The sequence below is a fragment of the Nocardia sp. NPDC058666 genome (genome assembly GCF_042714895.1).
GTDB lineage: Bacteria > Actinomycetota > Actinomycetes > Mycobacteriales > Mycobacteriaceae > Nocardia.
Window position 1 is genome coordinate 213122 of the sequence record NZ_JBHXRY010000001.1, and the last position, 21104, is coordinate 234225.

The window sequence follows — 21104 nt, forward strand, 5'->3', positions numbered from 1 at the left end:
TCTTTGGCTGGTCGATGACGCAGACGCGCGTGTGTAGGTAACGGAGTTCTATGAGGCTGTCGGCTCACACCGACTCGGATCACCGGGTGTCAGGTGCGAATGCGGGCGGGTTGCGGTACTTCGACAGCAGTTCGGGATGTCGAGTGCAGCTCTGTTCCCCCGATGACGATCAAGGGCTGTGGCAGCAGTACCTGGCGGGTGCGCTGGATGGTTACCGGCACTACGGCGTGCAGGACGCGCTCGATGTCGAAACGCTCGCCGACGGGTGCTCCACGACCGCGTTCCTGGTCGCGATCGACCCGGACGGTGCGGTGGTGGCCGGTGTGCGCGCACATGGACCACACACGGACGCCGACGAGATCGCCGGTTTCCAGCCGTGGCTGGGCACGCCCGGCGAGGCCGCGTTGCGCTCGTCGATCGAATCCCGGCTGCCCGGCGGGGTGATCGAAGCCAAGGGCGGCTGGTCCACGCGCTCGGCGCCGCGCAGGCCCGAACTCGGCGCCCTGGTCGCCCGTGGCGTGGTGCACCTGGCCTGGGCTTTGGACGTGCGCTTCAGCATGGGCGTGAGCCCCCTGCATCACCTGCAGTCCTATCAATCCACCGGCGCCCGACAGGATCGCGGCATCCCCGCGGTGTCTTACCCGGACGAGCGGTACACCACCGTGCCCGTGTGGTGGGACCTGTCCGATCTGCGCACGGCCACGCGAACGCAGGCAGACCTCATCGCCGCCGACCGAGCGCAACTACTCGGCGCGCGGCCATGAGCGCGAATATGGCCGACGCCAACGCCTTTCGACCGACGATGCTCGACGAACGGATCCCCGCCGACGCGGCACAACTGACCCGACTGCGCGCGAGCCCCGATATCTCGGTCATCGACTTACGTCCAGCCCTGCGTGCGGAACTGGGACGACTGGAAGCCGCGCCCGACGCCGATCCCGCCGACGACCGATGGGTGCACTACCCGTGGCGGTCATCGCTGGTCGCCATCGTCGGGGCGCGCGCGTTCCACGCGATCCGCCACGACCGCAACCGCAACAAGCTCACCATCGACGAGCAATACCAGCTGCGCGGCCAGTCGATCGGCGTCATCGGACAGAGCGCCGGCCACGAAATCGCTTATATGGCAGCGTTGGAAGGCGCATGCGGGCTGCTGCGGATTGCCGACTTCGACACCGTCGAGTTGTCGAATCTGAATCGCATTCCCGGCGGGCTGTTCGACATCGGGCTGAACAAATGCGTCGTCACCGCCCGACGGATCGCCGAACTCGACCCGTACCTACCCGTGGAGATCTTCCCCGCGGGCGTCGACGAGTCGTGTGTCGACGAGTTCCTGCGCGGGCTGTCGGTGGTGGTGGAGGTGTGCGACTCCCTCGACGTGAAACTCGCCGTGCGCGAGGCCGCGCGGCGGCACCGCATCCCGGTGCTGATGGAGACCAACGATCGCGGCCTGTTCGACGTCGAGCGTTTCGATCTCGAACCCGACCGACCGCCTTTCCACGGCCTGCTCGGCGCGGCCACCGGGTCGGACCTGCGCGGATTGTCGAACGCGGACAAGGTCCCGCACGTGATGCGGATCCTGGACCCCACGCAGCTGTCGGCACGGCTGGCCGCCAGCCTCACCGAGATCGGCGAGACGGTGACCACCTGGCCCCAACTCGGCAGCGATATCGGGCTGGGCGCGGCGATCGTGGCTACCGCGGTGCGCCGCATCGGCCTGGGGCAACGGCTGCCGTCCGGGCGGGTGCGCGTGGATCTGGAGCAGCACCTGGCACAGTTGCGCGAACCCGAGCTCGATGCGCGGGTACCCGCGAGTCCGGTGATGGAGCTCGACCCGCCGCGCACGCCGATCGCGCGCATCGTGCACGCCATCGAACGCGCACCGTCGGGCGGCAACGCGCAGCCGTGGGTGGTGCGGGTCGACGACGCCGCCGTGCATCTGGCCGTGGATCCAGCCCGCACGTCCGGGATGGACACCGGCTGGCGTGGCAGCGCGGTCGCGTTGGGCGCCGCGCTCTACAACGCCCGCGTAGCCGCCGCGGCGCAGGGTTTGCTGGGCCGACACGAGATCGTGTCCGGTGGCCCCGCGCCCGTTTCAGCGGTGCTGCATCTGGGCACGGCCACCGACCCAGACCTGGCAGCGGACTACCCGGCCATGCTCGCGCGCGCCACCAACAGGCATCTGGGCGACGGCCGCTCGATATCGCCGAACGTGCTGGGCACACTCGCCGCGTGCGCCGAATCCGAGGGGGCGGTCCTGCGCGGTGTCGTCGACCGTGCCGACATCGACGAAGCGGCACAACTGCTCGCCGAATCCGACCGCGTGCGCTACCTGACACCACGCCTGCACACCGAGATGTTCGCCGAGTTACGTTGGCCCACAGACGATCTGCGCACCGGACTCGACATCCGAAGCCTGGAACTGGCCCCCGACGAACAAGCCAAAATGCGCATCGGTGCGCGCGCGGACGCGATGGCGTACCTGCGCGAATGGTCGGGTGGTACGGCGCTGGGCGACTACACCTACCAGCGGGTTCGCTCCAGTTCCGCGGTGATCGCGGTGTCCTGCGCGACCGGCGTCGACGCGGATCTACGCGACTACGTGCGCGGCGGCTCGGCCGTGGAACGGGTGTGGATTGCCGCGCAGAAGCTGGGCCTGGCCGTGCAACCCGTTTCGCCGGTTTTCCTCTACCTGTGTGACGACAACGATTTGCGCAACGTATCCGTGGGATTCACGGATACACTTGCCTCGATCCACAAACGGTTCTGCGCGCTGATGGGAATCCCCGGGCACGAGACGGTCGCGGCAGTATTGCGACTGGCCTACGCTCCCGCTCCCACCGTACGCAGTGCCAGGCTCCCGATACTCGGATCAGGGAACTGACACCACAGTTAGCACGATCGGAGAAACGGTGCCTGCGCGAAACCTCGACTCATTGGTGACGCAGGTCGCCTCGGAGTTGATGGGCGTCGACGCCACGACCATGGTCGCCGCCAGCGAGCGCGTCCTGGCCAGACTGGTCGACTACTTCGACGTGGATTTCGCCTACCTTCGGCACACCGTGCGTGAGCGGCGCCAGTCGGTGCTGATCGCGGAATGGCCGCGACGACCGTACGTGCCAGAGCCCGACCCGTTGCGGGTCATCGACTTCGCCACCGCCGATTCGCTGTTTCTCGCCAGCGAGAACGCTGTCGAACCGATCATCGTCACCCGCGGCGACCAATACCCCGACTACCAGGAGATGATCCGGCAGACCACCGGCATGCCGTCGATGGTCACCGCGTGTGTTCCGCTGGTCTCGCGCGGTGTGTCCACCGGCGCCTTGGGTTTCGTGCGGCGCGGTGACCGGGACTGGGCCGACCGCGAGGTCAACGTGCTCAAAGCTATCGCCGCCCTGTTCGCCCAGCTGCAGGCCAGAGTCGAAGCGGAAGACCAGCTGCGCTACATCGCCTCGCACGATGACCTCACGGGGCTTGCGAACCGGCGCGCACTGCTCGAGCACATGGACGAACGGCTCGCACCGGGCAACAAGGGGCCGGTCGCGACCTTCTTCCTCGACCTGGACCGCCTCAAAGCACTCAACGACTTCCTCGGCCACAACGCCGGCGACAACTTCATCCGCACCCTCGCGCAGCGGTTGCGCGAGAACTTCGAACCCGAGGACATGCTCGCGCGCCTGGGCGGCGACGAGTTCGTCATCGTCCCGGCCAAGACCATGGACGCGGTGGCCGCGGAACTGGAAGCGGCCAGGATCCAGGAGTTGGTCGGGCGCCGGGTCTCGGTCGGGCAGGAATCGGTCAGTCGCGGGGTCAGTGTCGGTGTCGCGCTGGGCATTCCGGGCGAGACCACGGTGTCGGACGTGCTGCGCCGCGCCGACCACGCGTTGCTGTCGGCGAAATCCGGTGGCGGCAACGGGATCGCGGTGTTCACCGACGCCATGCGCGTGCAGTTCGAACTGCAGGACGACGTCGAAGTGAACCTGCGCGGCGCGGTGTCCGACGGTTCGATGGTGTTGCACTATCAGCCCGAAGTCGACCTGCGCACCGGGCGCATCGTGGCACTGGAAGCGCTGGTGCGCTGGCAACATCCCACGCGCGGACTGCTGCCGCCGGGCGCGTTCGTCGCCGTGGCCGAGGCCACCAATCTCGCGGGCGAACTCGGAAGGTGGGTAATCCGTTCGGCCTGTTCACAATTCGCCGATTGGCGCAAGCGTGGGTTGGCGGCCAATGTGGTGATCCGGATCAATGTGTCGCCGGTGCAGTTGGTCAGCGCGGACTTCGTCGAGCGCATCGAAGACATCCTGCACCAATACGAGATCGACGGCAGCTCGGTGTGTTTGGAGATCACCGAACATGTCGTGGTCCAAGATCTGGTGCGAACCAGGCTCACCCTGCGCGGCCTCAAACGCATGGGCGTGCAGATCGCCATCGACGACTTCGGCACCGGCTACAGCTCGCTATCGCATCTCAAGGCCCTGCCCGTGGACGCGGTGAAGATCGACCGCGGCTTCGTGCAGCGGCTCGGCGACAGCGACGACGACCTGGCGATCGTGAAGTCGATCATCGGGCTGGCCGGGTCGTTCGGGCTCGGTGTGGTCGGCGAGGGTGTGGAGACGCCGATGGCAGCCAGAACCCTTGTGGGCCTTGGCTGTTACCGCGCGCAGGGATTCCTCATCGCCCGGCCGATGCCCAGCGAAGAAGTCGAAGTGCACCTGCGCGAAGGCCGAATCCCGCTCGACCTCGACCTGCCGCGGGCGGGCCGGGGCGTGGCGTCGAGCTGAACCGGCGATGCTGTCGCGCGATTGGTTACTGGTGGAAACCCTGGTCGAGGGGGATGTGTCGACCGTGGTCGCGGCGGGCGCGCACCCGCGGCACTGGTCAGGGCTCGGGTCACTGCGTCGCATTCTCGGTCCGGCGCTGGCGACGAGCGCGGTGCAAGCAGTGCAGCAGTGCCGCTCGGGTGAATCGCAGCGAGTGGTCTCCGGCGACACAGTTGTTGTGGCCGAACCGGTTTCGTGTGCGTTCGGCGGAGTCCACGGGGTGCAGCTGTGGGCGGGGCCGGCAGATGCTCCGATCCCGCCGCGACGGCGCGTTGCCGCATGGGATTGGGAAGCCGACACCGAACTCGCCCATCATGGACCAGGTTTGGAAGAACTCGTCTTCGCCCGCAGCCCAGACCAGGTGCAGGTGATCCGCACCCCGCCCGAAGCATTCGGCGCGATGACGCGCTTCGACGGCCGCCTTGACTATTTCGCGATGGTCGCCCGCCTGCACGAGGGCGGCCAGTGGCAGGGCGAGGTCGACATGGTCGGCGACGACGACCAGGTCCGGCACTTCCAGATGATCACCAGAGCCCGTCCCGCCCACCGCCGGATCAGCGCCTTGATGCACGCGATTCCCGAACTCGACACGGCCAAGCCCGCCACCGACCCCGACGTGGCCATGCTGCGCGCGGTCTCGCAACGCAGCGGCGTCGGCGTCGGCATCATCGAGTTGACCAGCGCTTTGATCTACGAATGGGCCGGTCCGCCGCCGCCCCCGCTGGACCGCTGGCTGGTGCAGCGCCCGGTCATCGACCCTGATGATCTGTCCGCCCTGCGCGCGGCCTGCCGCGAGCTGGACCCGGGCACGGTCGCCCGGCTGAAGCTGCGCGTCCAGTTCGCGGACGGCGAGCCGATAACGGCGCAGGCCGAACTGGTTGCCATGAGCACCGGCCACGGCTTGCTGCGAGTCTGGTCGGAGTAGTCGCCTCTTTCGCCGCTGTTCACCCCCCGTTCGGCGGGCATGACCCGTAGGTAACCCGCGCGGCGAGACGATCGGCAGTGTGCGCATCGTGCAGCTAGCCAATTTCTATGGCCCGCGATCGGGTGGGCTGCGCACTGCCCTGCACCACCTCGGTGAGGGATATGTGGCGGCAGGCCACGAAGTGGTGCTGATCGTGCCGGGGGCGCGTCGTTCGGAGGAAGTACTGCCGACGGGCGCGCTGCGAATCACCTTGCCCGCGTTGGGGATTCCGTGGACCGGCGGATACCGCGCCGCTGATCCGCGGCGGGTGGCCGATGTGCTGTCGGGCCTGTCCCCGGATGTGCTCGAGGTGTCGGACCGGCTCACCCTGCGCGGCTTCGGTCGATGGGCGGGGCGACGCGGGGTGGCCAGTGTGATGATCTCGCACGAACGTCTCGACCGACTCCTCGGCCAGTTCCTGCCCGGCCCCGCCGCCCGCCGCTGCGCCGACGTCGCCAACCGACGCACCGCCCACGACTACGACATGGTCGTGTGCACAACCGATTTCGCGCGCGAGGAGTTCCTCCGCATCGGCGCGCCGAACGTAGAACTGGTCCCGCTGGGTGTCGACCTCGACCTGTTCAGCCCCCGCCGCCGCGACCTAGGTCTACGCGCCGACCTGGGCGTCGAAGGACACCCCCTGCTGGTGCACTGCGGCCGATTATCGGTGGAAAAACGCGTCGACCGCAGCATCGAAGCAGTCGCGGCCCTACACCGCGCCGGCGTGCCCGCCCGCCTGGTCATCGCAGGCGACGGCCCCCGGCGAGAATCCCTGGAACGCCGAGCCCGCACCCTGTCACCGCTGCCCGGCGGCCAACCCGCCGTCCACTTCACCGGCTTCATCAACGAACGCGCCATGGTAGCCAAACTCCTTGCCACCGCAGACGTTTCACTGGCCCCCGGCCCCCACGAAACCTTCGGCCTAGCCGCCCTCGAAGCCCTGGCCGCAGGCACCCCCGTAGTAGCCAGCCGCTCCTCAGCCCTAGCTGACATAGTCACCACCGACTGCGGAGCCATCTCAGCCGACCGCCCCCGAGCCTTCGCCCAAGCCGTAACCAACGTCCTGGCCATGCCAACCCCCACCCGCCGCCGAGCCGCCCGAACCCGAGCCGAACAATTCGGCTGGCCCCGCGCAGTAGCAGGCATGCTCGCCGTCCTAGCCCGCTGACTGGACGTGTGATCACCACGCTCTCAGCGAGGGATTTCGGACAAATCGCCGCGCTGAGAGCGTGGTGATCGACTGTCCAGGTGGGGCAGGGTCTCTGCGGTAGCCTGCCAGCGGCGGATCATCGCGCGGCATTCGCGACGTTGTGTCGCTCACGAGGGGGATTTTATGACGGCAGACGGGAAGTCGCCGCAAGCTGCGGGGCGGATCGTGCCCATCGCGGCAGCGGTTTCAGCGCTCGCTGTGTCCATTGTCGCCGGACTATGTGTCGTCGGCATCGCTGTGGCCCTCGCAGGTCTAGAGCATCAGGTGAAACCGAGCGAGCGATCTACCGATTGGATTGTGGCCCTGGCCCTGGTCGCCGCGTCTCCCGCGATCGTCATGGCGCTCGGCGCAATCCTGATGCTCCGCCGACAGGTCGCCGGACGCGTCATCGTCTCAACGATCGCAGCACTCGCAACGGCACTCATTGCTTTGATCGCCATGGGTCACGTGGTCGACGGCAACCTGCAGTCCGCGCTGGAGGCCGCAGTCGTCGCAGCAGCCCCAGCGATAGTGCTGCTCCTCGCGACAACCACAGCATCGAAGGACTGGACCGGACGCCTACAAATCCGGCCGAGGTAGTACCCCGAAGCCCCCGTTGTCGATGCCAGCGGCCATCTCATCGCTGGACGGTTGATCACCACGCTCTCAGCGTGGGATTTCGGACAAATCACCGCGCTGAGAGCGTGGTGATCGACTGTCCAGCTCAGGTGGGGGTTACTTCCAGGCGGCCAGCAGGGTGGTCGCTTCGGCGCCCAGTGTCCGTTGGAGGAATGGGCCGAAGCTGATGCGGGCTATGCCGAGGTCGGCTAGGTGGGACTTGGTGGGGGTGGTGGGTTGGGCTATGGCGTTGATCGGGAGGGGGAGTTCGGTGGCGAGGCGGCGTAGGTCGGCGTCGGGGTGGCGGCCTACCGGGTAGAGGACGTCGGCGCCTGCTTCGGCGGCCAGGGTGAGGCGGGCGATGGCGCGGTCGACGCGGTCGGAGTCTTCGCCGTCTTGGCGCAGGAACAGGTCGGTGCGGGCGTTGATCACTACGTGCACGCCTGCCGCGTCGGCGGCTTCGCGCAGGCCGCGGACCAGGTCGGCGTGTTCCTGCGGGGAACGCAGGCGCTTGCCTTGGCTGTGGACGGTGTCTTCGATATTGAGACCGACCGCGCCCGCGGCGAGCAGGCCGTCGATGAGTTGCAGCGGTTCGAGACCGTAGCCGGATTCGATGTCGACCGAGACCGGAACCTGCACCGAAGCGGTGACCTGGGTGACGCGGGTGAGCAGTTCGTCGAAGGTCATGCCTTCACCGTCGGTGCGGCCGATCGAGTCGGCGACCGGATGGCTACCCAGCGTCAGACCCGAAAACCCAGCTGCCACAGCGATATCGGCCGACCATGCGTCCCACACGGTCGGCAACACCACCGGGTTTCCCGGAACGTGCAGTTCGAGCAGGGTTTTCGCCGAGGCGTCCAGAGAAGTCATACCGCGATGATGCCCGAGGTGTCCGACAACATCTAGACGCAGCCGGATTTGGGCGGGCAGTTCACTTGCACGTCGAGCACGCGCGCGCCGGGGCCTTCCGCGCCGAGCCGGTCGTGTTCGTTGACCAGTTTGCACGAGCCCAGCGACAGGCAACCGCAGCCGATGCAGCCGGTCAGGTTGTCTCGCAGGCGCACCAACTGGGTGATGCGGTCGTCGAGATCCTCGCGCCAGGTCGTGGACAGGTTCTCCCAGTCGCGACGGGTGGGGGTGCGGCCTTCGGGGAGGCGGTCCAGTGCCGAACGGATCTCACTGAGTGGGATGCCCACGCGCTGTGAGATGCGGATGAACGCGACCCGGCGCAACGTTTCGCGCGAATATCGACGTTGGTTGCCGCTGGTTCGACGGCTCGATATGAGACCTTCGCGTTCGTAGAAGTGCAACGCGGACACTGCAACTCCACTACGATCGGATAGCTGCCCGGGGGTCAGCTCCTTCGTTTGCCAATCGGCCGTCGTCATCATGTAACTCCTCCCACTTCCACCTCAACAATACTTCAGGTATTCGTGTCGTGTACGAAAAATGGGCGGACCGGGGCGCGCACTTCACGGGTCACTCATGCCGACGCCTGCGGGTCGAACATGCCGACGCGCTGTTCCCGGATTACATTTTGCAGATGGGAACCACCCCCGACTCACCTCTGGCCGTCACGTCCGAGGTCGGCGCACTGCGCACGGTGCTACTCCACCGTCCCGGCGCTGAGCTGCGCCGACTCACCCCGAGCAACAACGACCAGCTACTTTTCGACGGCATCCCCTGGGTCGAACGCGCACAGGAAGAACATGACGCCTTCGCCACCGTACTGCGTGAGCGCGGCGTGGAAGTGCTGTTACTGGCAGATCTGCTGACCGAAACCCTCAGTGCCAGTGGGGCAGCCAGGATCCAGGGCATCTCGGCGGCGGTCGACGCTCGCAGGCTCGGTCACGATCTGGCCGACCAGCTCGCCGCCGAACTGCGCAAGTTCGATGCCCCGGCGCTGGCCGAGATCCTCATGGCGGGAATGACTTTCGACGAACTGCCCGACGGCGTGAACACCACCTCGCTGGTGCGGCGGATGCATCACGGCGGCGATTTCGTCATCGATCCGCTGCCGAACCTGCTGTTCACGCGGGACTCCTCGTTCTGGGTCGGCCCGAAGGTCGCGATCACGTCGCTGGCGCTGCCTGCCCGCACTCGCGAAACCGCCCTCACCGACCTGATTTACGCGTTCCATCCCCGATTCCTCGGTGTCAAAAGGGCGTACCAGTCGCACACCGCGCCGATCGAGGGCGGTGACGTGCTGTTGCTGTCGAAAGGTGTTGTGGCCGTTGGGGTCGGCGAGCGCACGACACCCGCGGGCGCGGAAGCGTTGGCGCGCAGCCTGTTCGACGACGGTCTCGCTCACACCGTGCTGGTGGTGCCGATCGCCCAGAACCGCGCGACCATGCACCTGGATACCGTCTGCACGATGGTCGACACCGACGCGGTGGTGATGTACCCCGGAGTACGAGACACCTTGCAGGCGTTCACTATTCGCCGCGAAGAAGGTTTCACCGGCCGTGGCGATCTCGATCGCATCAGCATCAGCGGCCCCGAACCGTTCCTGCCCGCCGCGGCGAAGGCGATGGGCATCCCGAAACTGCGGGTAATCGACACCGGCCGCGACGGACCCGACGCCGAACGCGAACAGTGGGACGATGGCAACAACACCCTCGCGCTCGCGCCGGGTGTGGTGGTGGCCTACGAACGCAACGAGATGACCAATTCGCGACTGCGGGAGGCCGGTATCGAGGTGCTCACGATCAGCGGTTCCGAACTGGGCTCCGGCCGTGGCGGCCCCCGCTGCATGTCCTGCCCGCTGTCCCGAGACGAGGTGTGATGTTCCACGTCGAGCTGTCCACCGACACCACTCAGCCACCGTATGAGCAACTGCGGATGGCGGTGATCGAACAGGTCCGCGCGGGCACGCTCACCGCGGGCACCAAGATCCCCACCGTGCGCGCGTTGGCCGCCGATCTCGGCATCGCCCCCAACACCGTCGCCCGCGCCTACCGCGAACTCGAAGCCGACGGCGTCCTCGAAACCCGTGGTCGCCAAGGCTCTTTCATCGCTTCGTCAGGGGATCCCACCCGTGACATCGCCAGCCGCGCCGCCGTCGGCTACGTGGCGACGATCCGTCGACTCGGCCTCCACGACGAGGACGCGATCGAGTTCGTGAACCGTGCGCTGGATTCTTAACGCCAGCTGGGGAGCCACAAGTGGTCTTGCCAGTTCTGGGGCGTGATCGCCTGACCGGTCAGAATCGGCCACAACCACACGAAATTCGCGATCACCAAGCCCAGATAGATGCTCACGATCAGCAATCCGAGCGCGTACCGCTCGTTCACCGGCGCGGGTAAGTAGGTGCCCGTCGGACTGCGCGGTATCCCGGCAGGCCTGGCCGACCCGAGAATGTCACCCAGTGCCAACGCCATGCCCATCACCAGGAACGGCGCGAGCACCACGGCGTAGAAGAAGTACATCTGCCGGTCCAGGGTCAGGAACCACGGCAGCAGACCGGCGCCGTACCCGACCAGGATCGCCGCGTACCGCCAGTCCCGCCGCACGACCGCGCGCCACACCATCCAGCCGATCAACGGCAGTGCCAGCCACCACAGCGCGGGCGTGCCCACCGCCATCACGGCCTTCACACACTGCGCTTCGCCGCAGCCGGTGACCGTGCCGTCGGCGTAGTAGTACAGCATCGGGCGCAGGCCCATCGGCCAGGTCCACGGCTTGGATTCCCACGGGTGATGGTTGCCCGCGGAATTGGTGAGACTGGAATGGAAGTCCAGGGTTTCGCCCTGGTAGTACCACAGCGAACGCAACGCGTCCGGCACGAACGAGAACACCCCGCCGCTGCCGACCTGGTTGCCCACCGCGTACCGATACACCCCGCTCTCGCTGGCGAACCACGCCCAATACGACGACAGATACACCACCAGCGGAACCACCACCAGCGCGTACAGCGCGGGCCCGACGTCGCGCACCATCGTGCCCACCCACGGCCTGCGCACCCCGTACGCGCGCCGCGCGCTGACGTCGAAAGCCACGCTCATCAGGCCGAAGAACATGATGTAGTAGATGCCCGACCACTTCGTGCCGCACGCCAGACCCAGCAGCACGCCCGCGCCGAACCGCCACCAGCGCACGCCCAGCCGCGGTCCCCAGTCCGAGATGCCGACACGCCCGGCCAGATCGGCGCGGGCCATGCGTTGTCGGACGTCGTCTCGGTCCACGATCAGACACCCGAACGCGGCGGTGACCAGCAGCGACATGAAGATGTCGAGCATGCCGATCCGCGAGGAGACGAACGTCAGGCTCTCGGCGATGAGCAGCACGCCCGCGAACGCGCCGATCAGCGTGGACCGGGCCATGCGGCGCACGATCCGGATCACCAACAGCACCAGGATCGTGCCCGCCAGTGCCGCGGTGCCGCGCCAGCCCCACGCGTTGTAGCCGAACATCGCCTCGCTGATCGCGATGAACTGCTTGCCGACCGGCGGGTGCACGACCAGGCCGTACGCGGGGTTGTCCTCCACGCCGCCGTTGGTGACCATCTGCCAAGCCTGTGGGGCGTAATGCTTTTCGTCGAAGACGGGAGTGCGCGCGTCGGTGGGGTAGTTCAGGTTCACGAACCGCGTGAGCGCGGCGACGAACGTGAGCACGGCGGTGACCACCCAGCCGCGCGCGGTGTCCCACGGTCCGAAATCGGGGGCCGGGCGCAGCGGTGCGGGACTGACCAACGCAGGCACCGGTCGCGACGGGGGCATCGCGCGCTCATCGGTCACCGGGATCACGCCCCGATCGTAGGCGGTGCCACCGACGAAGTCCGACTCGACACCGCAACCCCTGGTCCCCAGCACATGCGGCCGATCGCCGCACCCCCGCGACCTGACAGAATGGTCGGGCGTCACCTGCTGGTGTCGCTCGCCGCTCGCCTGCGGCCCACAACACCGGAAAGGCGGGACAACACTGTGTTGGTCTTAGCGGCAACCCCGATGGGCGACATCGGCGACGCGTCCCAGCGACTGCGCGACGCGCTCGGTTCAGCCGACGTGGTCGCCGCCGAGGACACCCGCCGCACGAAGTCACTGGCGAAATCATTGGGCGTGGAGATCACCGGCCGCATCGTCAGCTTCTACGACCATGTCGAAACCGCCCGCATCCCCGCCCTGCTCGACGACATCGAAAGCGGGCTGACCGTTCTGCTGGTGACCGACGCGGGTATGCCGTCGGTGAGCGACCCCGGGTACCGTCTGGTCGCCGCGGCGGTGGAACGCAACCTCCCCGTCACGTGCCTGCCCGGCCCCTCCGCTGTCACCACAGCGCTGGCCCTATCCGGCCTGCCGGTGGAACGTTTCTGCTTCGACGGTTTCGCCCCCCGCAAGGGCGGCCAACGCCGAGAGTGGTTCCGCACCTTGGCATCCGAACAACGCGCCGTGGTCTTCTTCGAAGCCCCCCACCGCCTGGCCGACTGCATGGCCGACGCCGTCACAGTCCTCGGCCCCGACCGCCGCGCCGCCATCTGCCGCGAACTCACCAAAACCTACGAGGAAGTAGTCCGCGGCACCCTAGGCGAACTCGCCGCCTGGTCCGCCAACGGCGCCCGAGGCGAGATCACCGTGGTTCTCGAAGGCTCCCAACCGGTTTCGGCCGAACCACACGAATTAGTCGACGAGGTCGAAACTTTGGTGGCCAGCGGAATGCGCCTCAAAGACGCCTGCGCCGAAGTCTCCGCAGGCCGCGGCGCCTCCCGTCGCGACCTCTACGATGCAGTCCTGGCCGCCCGCTCCGAGGCCTGAGCCTCAGCTGGACAGTCGATCACCACGCTCTCAGTGCGGCGATTTGTCCGAAATCCCACGCTGAGAGCGTGGTGATCATTCGTCCAGCTATTCCTTGGGCTCGAGGTAGCGGGGGAAGATGGGTTCTGGGGTGGGGAGGTCTAGGCCGGGGGTCAGGGGAGTGGCGATGTCGGCGAAGGTGCGGGCTTCCTGGGCGAGGAGGTCCAGGATTTTGGCGGCGGAGCCTGGCATGACCGGTTGGACCAGGATGGCGACGATGCGGATTACTTCCAGGGTGACGTAGAGGACGGTGGCCATGCGGGCCAGGTCTTCCTCGGTGCCGGATTTGCGCAGTGCCCAGGGGGCGTTGGCGGAGAAGTAGCGGTTGGTTTCGCCGAGGGTGAGCCAGATGGCCTCCAGGGCGAGATGCATTTGCTGGACGTCGAATTCGGCGCGACACTTGTCCAACAGGGCGTTCGCGCGGTCGAGCAGGGCGCGGTCCTCGTCGGTGAACTCGCCGGGGGTGGGGGACTTGGCGTCGCAGTTCTTGTTGACCATGGTCAGGCTGCGCTGGACCAGGTTGCCGAACTCGTTGGCCAGGTCGGCGTTGATGCGGCCGGCGATGGCGTCGTTGCTGTAGCTGCCGTCCTGGCCGTAGGAGATCTCGCGCAGCAGGAAGAAACGCACCTGGTCCAGGCCGTAGGTGTTCACCAGCGAGAGCGGGTCGACGACGTTGCCGGTCGACTTCGACATCTTCTCGCCCTTGTTGTACAGGAACCCGTGCACGAACACCCGGTCCGGCAGTTCGATGCCCGCCGACATCAGGAACGCGGGCCAGTACACCGTGTGAAAACGGGTGATGTCCTTGCCGATGATGTGCAAGCTGGCGGGCCAGAACTTCTCGAACGACGCGGAGTCGGTGTTCGGAAAGCCCACGCCGGTCAGGTAATTGGTGAGCGCGTCGACCCACACGTACATCACGTGCTCGGGTTCGCCGGGCACCGGAATGCCCCAGTCGAAGGTGGTGCGCGAGATCGACAGATCGCGCAGGCCGGCCTTGACGTAGCTGACGATCTCGTTGCGCCGGGTGGACGGCGCGATGAACTCGGGGCGGTCCTCGTACAGGGCCAGCAGCTTGTCCTGGTACTTCGACAACTTGAAGAAGTAGTTCGATTCCTCGGTCCAGGTGACCGGGGTCTTGGTCTCGGTGGACTCACGGGTGCCGTCGGGCAGCAGCGTGGTTTCGTCTTCGTTGTAGAAGGCCTCGTCGCGCACGGAGTACCAGCCGGAGTAGTTGCCCAGGTAGATGTCGCCGTTGGCGAGCATTTTCTCCCAGATGGCGACGCTGGCCGCGCGGTGGTCCTCGTCGGTGGTGCGGATGAAGCGGTCGAACGAGATGTCCAGGGCCTTGTCCATCGCCTCGAACACGTCGGAGTTGCGCGCGGCGAGCTCCTGCACCGGGATGCCCTCGGTGGCGGCGGTCTGCTGCATCTTCTGACCGTGCTCGTCGGTGCCGGTCAGGAAGAACACGTCGTAACCGTCGAGTCGCTTGAAGCGGGCGATCGCGTCGGTGGAGATGTACTCGTACGCGTGGCCGATATGCGGCGCACCGTTCGGGTACGCGATGGCCGTGGTGACGTAGAAGGCGGGCGCCTCGGCGCCTTCGGCTGCACTCATGATGCCCATTACTGTAATGCGGGTGGCAAACACGAATCGTCCGGCTCCGCCCGTCCCTCCGCCGCTCGCGCCGCTGATCGACGCACACACCCACCTGGATGCCTGTGGCGCAACCGATGCCGAGTCGACAACGGCCATCGTGGATCGCGCCGCCTCCGCCGGTGTGGGCCATGTGGTGACCGTTGCCGACGATCTGGCCGCCGCGCAGTGGGCCGTGCAGGCCGCGCAGTGGGATCCGCGGGTGTACGCCGCCGTGGCGTTGCATCCCACCCGAGCCAACGCGCTCGACGACAAGGCCAAGGCCGAGCTCGAATACCTCGCCACCGACCCCCGCGTGGTCGCGATCGGCGAGACCGGTCTCGACTACTACTGGCCCGGCAAGCTCGACGGTTGCGCCGATATCGAAACCCAGATCGAGGGTTTCCGCTGGCACATCGACCTGGCCAAACGCGTGCGCAAGCCGCTGATGATCCACAACCGCGAAGCCGACCACGACCTGCTCACGGTGCTGCTGGACGAGGGCGCGCCCGACACGGTGATCTTCCACTGCTTCTCCTCCGACGCCACGATGGCGCAGGCGTGCGTGGCCGAGGGGTATGTGCTCAGCTTCTCGGGCACCGTGAGTTTCAAGAACGCGCACGAACTGCGCGAGGCGGCGAAGCTGGTGCCGAACGATCAGATCCTGGTCGAAACCGACGCTCCCTACCTGACCCCGCACCCGTATCGCGGGGCGCCGAACGAGTCGTACTGCCTGCCGTACACCGTGCGCGCGCTGGCGGAAGTGCGTGAGCAGGACCCGTCCGAGCTGGCCGAGATCACCACCGCCAACGCACGACGGCTCTATCGAATCCGGTAGTCCGTTTCGTCCGGTCGGAAGGGGGCTGGACACTAAACGTGTTTCGGCTCACAATTCGGCGCTGGGGTCGTTATCTACCAGCGGCGTCTATACCGAATCGTGATCTGCTGTCCCGCTGATCGGACCGGTTGGTGTTGTCTAGTGGGCAACCTGTCGTTATCGTTCTGTAACCATGTCAGCTTTCGCACGAATCAACTCGTCCCGTTCACCGCTGCTGTTCGCAGCGGTGGCGGCCATGCTGCTGATTCTGCTCGTCGGCGCGTCGCTTGCGATCGTGAACCACAAGACGGTCGCGATCGTCATCGACGGCGAGCGCACCGAGCTCACCACCATGTCCCGCGATGTGCGCGCCATCCTGGCCGACGCGGGCTATGAGGTCGCCGAGCACGACGAAGTGATCCCCGCCGCGAACGCCAAGGTCGGCGACGGCGCGACCATCACCTTCAACCGCGGTCGCGAGATCACGGTGATCATCGACGGTATCGAGCGCAAGGTGTGGACCACCGGCGCCACCGCCGGCGACGCCCTGGTGGCGATGCAGCTCCCCGCCGACACCCACGTGGTGCCCACCCGCACCGAGAAGCTGCCGCTGGATGGTGCCGCGCTGAGCGTGTACACCCCGCACAACATCTCGCTGGTCGACGGCGCCAACGACCCGATCGACGTGCGCCTCGCCGCCGCGACCATCGGCGAATTCCTCACCGCCGCAGGCGTTCCCCTGAAGGACGAGGACTTCACCAGCCCCGCGGCCGACACCCGGCTCGCCGAGGGCATGCAGGTCGTGGTCACCCGGCAGCGCACCGAACACCGCACCGAGACCCTGCCCCTCGACCCCGCCGAAACGGTGATCGAGGACGTGACCATGAACATGAGCCGCACCGTGGTCGAGCACCCGGGCGCGCCCGGTCTGCACGAGGCGACCTTCGCGGTGAAGATCGTCAACGGCGCGGAAGACTCTCGCGTGCAGGTCAATTCGAACGTGCTCACCCCCGCGCAACCCAAGACGATCCGCAAGGGCGCCAAGCCCGGCACCGAGGTCCCGCCGGTCCGCGACGGTGCGGTGTGGGACGCGCTGGCACAGTGCGAGTCCACCGGCAACTGGGCGATCAACACCGGCAACGGCTACTACGGCGGCATCCAGTTCGACGAGAGCACGTGGGCCCGCCAGGGCGGTCTGAAGTACGCCCCCCGCGCCGACCTGGCCACCCGCGAAGAGCAGATCGCGATCGCGGAGGTAACCCGCGCTCGCCAGGGTTGGGGCGCCTGGCCGGCTTGCACCGGCCGCCTCGGCCTGAGCTGATAACCGACTCTGCCGCGCAAAGTTGAACTGCCCGACGACACGCTGATCGCCTGGAGTCGCGGAACAGCGTCCCCGCGTTAGGTTGCTTGGGTTTCGCCGGGTTCGCTGTGCTCGTGCGGTGGGCTCGGCTCGTGGACGAGTCGACGGGTGGTTGCGATGCGGGCGTGGCGGGCGGCTATTGCTGGGGCGTTGACGGCGGGGATCGCACTCGGCGGCCAGACAACCGTCGCGCACGCCGACACCCCCGGATCCGTGATCGGCGTCGAGCAGGCCGACGGATTCCGCGGAATGGGCGAAACCCAGATCATCGACTACTGGACGCACGGCGTCGGCGGAGTTTCGCAGCCCGCCAGCGGCGCGTTGTTCCTTCCCTCAGGCCAGGCCCCGCCGGGCGGATGGCCGATCGTCGCGTGGGACCACGGCACCACCGGGCTCGCGTCGGGCTGCGGCGGGATGTCGAATGAAGGCGGCACGGCATGGCCGGTCACGCAGGACGAGTTCCTGCACCGCGCGGTGAACAAGGGCTTCGCCGTCGTCGCGCCGGATTATCTGGGCCTTGGACGTTTCGATACCGGCCCGCATCCTTATCTCGACATCGATACCGAGGCCACCGCCACCATCGACCTGCTGCGCGCGGCCCGCTCGGTGCGGTCGGATCTGTCGCCGGTGTGGGTGGCGGCGGGGATGTCGCAGGGTGGGCAGGCGGCGTTGGGGACCGGGCATCGGCAGGCGAGTTACGCCCCGGAGTTGGATTTCCGCGGGACCATCGCGATCGATCCGGAATCGGATGTGGAGAAGGTCGCGCAATTGCTGGTTCCCGGTAATCCGGACCAACTCGGTGGTGGGATTCTCGGGTTCTCGGCCAGCATTCTGGCCGGGATGCGGGCGTCGCGACCGGATGCGCAGGTGGACAGCTTTCTCAGTCCGCTCGGGCAGCAGGTGGTCGAGGAGATCGGCACGATGTGCCAGGACGACATCGACGCACGGGTGGCCGGTCTGACTTTGGGGCAGTTGTTGGCGAAGCCGTTGGGCGAGGAACCGATGCGGTCGGCGATGGCGGAGTACATGACGGTGCCGACCAGTGGTTACGACGCGCCGATCCTGTTGCTGGTCAACGTCACCGACCGCACGGTGCCCTCGCCGTTGCACGCGGCGCTCGCAGCCCAGTTCACCGCGGGCGGCGTCAACTACACGCCCGTGCTGGGAACGGGCAACCACTGCGATCTGAATCCAGCCATGTGGTCAGCGGTCGACGACTTCCTGAATCGGGTTCGAGGCTGAGGGTTGTCGAGAAGGGTTCTCGCCCGAGCTCACTAGACAGCGGTTTTGCGAGTCGGCTCACAATTTGCCAGCGTTACTAAGAATTTCGATCCTCCACGAAATACCGATATACCTACTGCGCAAGTGCCGTTTTCGAAGATTGCCAAAGTGTTGCGAGCGGTCGACTTTCTTAAAATTGCTCCTGTACGGTCGTCCAGGTTGTTGTGCCGATAGGCCCGAAAGGTCACCCAGATGCCGAAAACCATGAACCGCGCTGCCCTTGCGGCCACACTCACCGCTGCCGCGCTGGTGACCGCCACCTTTGCCCCCGCGTCGGCGGCGCCGGGCGCCCTGATCGCCACCGAACCGCAGGCCGCGGACTGGCATCACGGACTCGGCGGCTCGGTCATCGAGTACACGACCACCGATTCGTCGGGTGCCGAACGCCCGGTCAGCGGCGCGCTGTTCCTGCCCGAGGGTGACGCGCCCGCCACCGGCTGGCCGATCATCGCCTACGACCACGGCACCATGGGGTCGGGTCCCGGCTGCGGTGGCCAGGCCGATCCCGATATCGCCCCGCTGCCTGCCAACCGGGCCGCCGAGGACGAGCTGATCCAGCGCCTGGTCGACCAGGGTTTCGCCGTGGTCGCTCCCGATTACCTGGGCCTGGGCCGTTACGACACCGGCCCGCACCCGTACCTCGAGGTCGCCAGCGAGGCCACGGCCACGATCGACCTCGTGCGCGCCGCCCGCGCCGCCAACCCCGACCTGTCCCGCACCTGGAGTGCGGTGGGCGCCTCGCAGGGCGGGCACGCCGCGCTGAGCACCGCGTCGGTGCAGGCGAGCTACGCGCCCGAGCTGGACTTCCGTGGCACCGCCGCGGTCGACCCGGCCTCGGATGTGGAGAAGGTGCTGCCGCTGCTGGGCCCTGGCATTCCGGCGATGGAGGGCACCGCGGGTCTCACCGGTTTCACCGTGAGCATCCTGGCAGGTCTGCGCGCCACGCACCCTGAGGCACAGGTCGATTCGTATCTCACGCCCAAGGGCAGAGAGGTCCTCGACGCGGCAGGCGGCCAGTGCATCGACGAGATCGTCACCGATGTGAAGGGCCTCGGCCTGGGCGACCTGTTCTCCCGGTCGCTGTCGGACGGCCCGTTGCGCGGCGCGCTCGCGCAGTACATGACCCTGCCGACCTCGGGCTACGACCGCCCGATCCTGTTGCTGGTCAACGTGACCGACACCGTGGTGCCGTCGCCGCTGCACGCCGCGCTGATCGCGCAGTTCGCGGTCGGCGGTGTGGACTTCGAGACGGTGACCGGTTTCGGCCAGCACACCACCCTCACGCCGGAGATGTGGACCGCGCTCGACAGCTTCATCGAGCGAATCAACGCCACCCCGCCGCAGCGGTAATTATCAAAGCTCAGGATCCGCGGCATTCGGGTCCGGAACAGCGGCGGAACTGTACACTCGTCCAGGATCTTGATCGCCTGGTAGAGAGACTGTCGACTGTGCTGAAGAACCCGATCCGGGCGACCGTCGTCGCCACGCTGGCAGCGAGCACGATGGCGGCGGCGGGCTTCGCGCCCGCCACCGCCGAAGCGCCCGGCTCCCTGATCTCGGTGCAGGCCGAAGCCCCCGGCTTCCACGGCCTCGATCGGGGATCCTCGGTCGAATACTGGATGACCGACTCGGCGGGCACGCAGCGCAAAGCCAGCGGCGCGATGTTCCTGCCCGAAGGTGACGCCCCCGAAGGCGGCTGGCCCGTGGTGGCCTACGCCCACGGCACCTCGGGCTCGGGCCCCGGCTGCGGCGGCCAGGCCGACCCGGAACTGGGCGGCCTGCCGCAGTACCGCGCGTCCGAGGACCGGCTGCTGAAGCGCTTGGTCGACCAGGGTTACGCCGTGGTCAGCCCCGACTACCTGGGCCTCGGCCGTTTCGACACCGGCCCGCACCCGTACCTCGAGGTCCGCAGCGAGGCCACCGCGACCATCGATCTGGTCCGTGCGGCCCGCGCCGCCAACCCGGACCTGTCGAGCACCTGGAGCGCGATCGGCGTCTCGCAGGGTGGGCACGCGGCGATGAGCGCGGCGCACGTGCAGGCCGAATATGCCCCTGAGCTGGACTTCCGTGGTGTCTCCGCGATCGACCCGGCCTCGGACGTGGAGAAGATCCTGCCGCTGCTCGGCCCCACCACCCCGGCGATCCCCGGCATGTCCAGCGCCACCACCTCGTTCGTGGTCAGCATCCTGGCGGGTCTGCGCGCCACCCATCCCGAGCTCGACATCGACTCCTACCTGACCCCGCGCGGCAAGGAGATCGTCGACGCCGCGGGCAGCCAGTGCCTCGACGAAATCTTCGTCTCGACCAAGGGCGTGACCTCCTCGCAGCTGCTCGCGCGCTCGCTGGCTCCGCTGCGCGACCCGCTCGCGGCCTACATGATGCTGCCGACCAGCGGCTACGACGCCCCGATCCTGCTGTCGATGAACGTCACCGACATGGTCGTGCCGTCGCCGCTGCACGCCGCACTGGTCGCCCAGCTCGCGGCCAACGGCGTCGACCAGCAGGTGGTCACCGGAAACGGCCAGCACGGCTCGGCCTCGCCGAACCAACTCGCCGCCATCGACGCCTTCCTCGCCCGCGTGAACGCCACCCCGACACAGCGCTGAGCTGCCCGATCGACGAGGTTGGTAG

The 21104-nt window shown here is 67.3% G+C and carries 18 protein-coding genes; 14 read left to right on the top strand and 4 right to left on the bottom strand.

Annotated elements, in window-relative coordinates; genetic code table 11:
• Positions 1-86 precede the first annotated feature (86 nt).
• The 6 genes from ACFWVD_RS00790 to ACFWVD_RS00815 all read left to right on the top strand — a co-directional run bounded on the left by ACFWVD_RS00790 (position 87) and on the right by ACFWVD_RS00815 (position 7573).
• Positions 87-764 (top strand): hypothetical protein, encoded by a 678-nt coding sequence (locus ACFWVD_RS00790; protein ID WP_379239821.1) that lies wholly within the window; start codon positions 87-89, stop codon positions 762-764.
• Positions 761-2884 carry an Rv1355c family protein gene (locus ACFWVD_RS00795; RefSeq protein WP_379239822.1) on the top strand — a complete coding sequence of 708 codons (2124 nt, stop codon included), beginning with the start codon at positions 761-763 and terminating at the stop codon, positions 2882-2884. The genes ACFWVD_RS00790 and ACFWVD_RS00795 overlap by 4 nt, the downstream gene beginning before the upstream one ends.
• A gap of 79 nt (positions 2885-2963) precedes the next feature.
• Positions 2964-4781, top strand: coding sequence for a putative bifunctional diguanylate cyclase/phosphodiesterase (locus tag ACFWVD_RS00800; RefSeq protein ID WP_379240926.1), 1818 nt, complete (start codon positions 2964-2966; stop codon positions 4779-4781).
• A 7-nt stretch (positions 4782-4788) separates the two neighbouring features.
• On the top strand, positions 4789-5745 hold the full coding sequence (locus tag ACFWVD_RS00805) for a GAF domain-containing protein (RefSeq protein ID WP_379239823.1): 957 nt from the start codon (positions 4789-4791) through the stop codon (positions 5743-5745).
• A gap of 79 nt (positions 5746-5824) precedes the next feature.
• The gene (locus ACFWVD_RS00810; RefSeq protein ID WP_379239824.1) at positions 5825-6952 is read left to right on the top strand and encodes a glycosyltransferase; all 1128 of its coding nucleotides are present in this window, start codon (positions 5825-5827) and stop codon (positions 6950-6952) included.
• A gap of 165 nt (positions 6953-7117) precedes the next feature.
• Complete coding sequence (locus tag ACFWVD_RS00815) at positions 7118-7573, top strand: hypothetical protein (protein ID WP_379239825.1); 456 nt, start codon at positions 7118-7120, stop codon at positions 7571-7573.
• 135 nt (positions 7574-7708) lie between these two features.
• On the opposite strand, the gene ACFWVD_RS00820 is transcribed toward ACFWVD_RS00815, so the two are convergent.
• Complete coding sequence (locus ACFWVD_RS00820; RefSeq protein WP_379239826.1) at positions 7709-8461, bottom strand: isocitrate lyase/phosphoenolpyruvate mutase family protein; 753 nt, start codon at positions 8459-8461, stop codon at positions 7709-7711.
• A 32-nt stretch (positions 8462-8493) separates the two neighbouring features.
• The gene (soxR, locus tag ACFWVD_RS00825; RefSeq protein ID WP_378913453.1) at positions 8494-8979 is read right to left on the bottom strand and encodes a redox-sensitive transcriptional activator SoxR; all 486 of its coding nucleotides are present in this window, start codon (positions 8977-8979) and stop codon (positions 8494-8496) included.
• Between the two features lie 155 nt (positions 8980-9134).
• On the opposite strand from soxR, the gene arcA reads away from it, so the two are divergent.
• Together arcA and ACFWVD_RS00835 are read left to right on the top strand one after the other, a co-directional pair.
• Positions 9135-10376 carry an arginine deiminase gene (gene arcA, locus ACFWVD_RS00830; RefSeq protein WP_379239827.1) on the top strand — a complete coding sequence of 414 codons (1242 nt, stop codon included), beginning with the start codon at positions 9135-9137 and terminating at the stop codon, positions 10374-10376.
• Entirely contained in the window at positions 10376-10735 is a 360-nt protein-coding gene (locus ACFWVD_RS00835) for a GntR family transcriptional regulator (RefSeq protein ID WP_379239828.1), read from the top strand. The genes arcA and ACFWVD_RS00835 overlap by 1 nt, the downstream gene beginning before the upstream one ends.
• Here ACFWVD_RS00835 and ACFWVD_RS00840 read toward each other — a convergent pair.
• A complete protein-coding gene (locus ACFWVD_RS00840) occupies positions 10732-12336 on the bottom strand; it encodes a dolichyl-phosphate-mannose--protein mannosyltransferase (protein ID WP_379239829.1) in 1605 nt (534 codons plus the stop codon). The genes ACFWVD_RS00835 and ACFWVD_RS00840 overlap by 4 nt on opposite strands.
• A 177-nt stretch (positions 12337-12513) precedes the next feature.
• On the opposite strand from ACFWVD_RS00840, the gene rsmI reads away from it, so the two are divergent.
• Positions 12514-13341: a 16S rRNA (cytidine(1402)-2'-O)-methyltransferase gene (gene rsmI, locus ACFWVD_RS00845; protein ID WP_379239830.1), complete on the top strand. Its 828-nt coding sequence runs from the start codon at positions 12514-12516 to the stop codon at positions 13339-13341.
• Between the two features lie 87 nt (positions 13342-13428).
• Here rsmI and metG read toward each other — a convergent pair whose 3' ends face one another.
• Complete coding sequence (gene metG, locus ACFWVD_RS00850) at positions 13429-14997, bottom strand: methionine--tRNA ligase (protein WP_379239831.1); 1569 nt, start codon at positions 14995-14997, stop codon at positions 13429-13431.
• A 16-nt stretch (positions 14998-15013) separates the two neighbouring features.
• Here metG and ACFWVD_RS00855 point away from each other — a divergent pair, with 16 nt between their 5' ends.
• The 5 genes from ACFWVD_RS00855 (at position 15014) to ACFWVD_RS00875 (ending at position 21079) form a co-directional block, all read left to right on the top strand.
• Positions 15014-15853, top strand: a complete 840-nt coding sequence (locus ACFWVD_RS00855) for a TatD family hydrolase (RefSeq protein ID WP_379239832.1) — start codon at positions 15014-15016, stop codon at positions 15851-15853.
• A 172-nt stretch (positions 15854-16025) separates the two neighbouring features.
• On the top strand, positions 16026-17153 hold the full coding sequence (locus tag ACFWVD_RS00860; protein ID WP_379239833.1) for a transglycosylase family protein: 1128 nt from the start codon (positions 16026-16028) through the stop codon (positions 17151-17153).
• Between the two features lie 156 nt (positions 17154-17309).
• Positions 17310-18434, top strand: a complete 1125-nt coding sequence (locus ACFWVD_RS00865) for an alpha/beta fold hydrolase (RefSeq protein ID WP_379240927.1) — start codon at positions 17310-17312, stop codon at positions 18432-18434.
• 231 nt (positions 18435-18665) lie between these two features.
• A complete protein-coding gene (locus ACFWVD_RS00870) occupies positions 18666-19823 on the top strand; it encodes a lipase family protein (protein WP_379239834.1) in 1158 nt (385 codons plus the stop codon).
• Positions 19824-19921: 98 nt separating this feature from the next.
• Entirely contained in the window at positions 19922-21079 is a 1158-nt protein-coding gene (locus tag ACFWVD_RS00875) for a lipase family protein (RefSeq protein ID WP_379239835.1), read from the top strand.
• Positions 21080-21104: the final 25 nt, after the last annotated feature.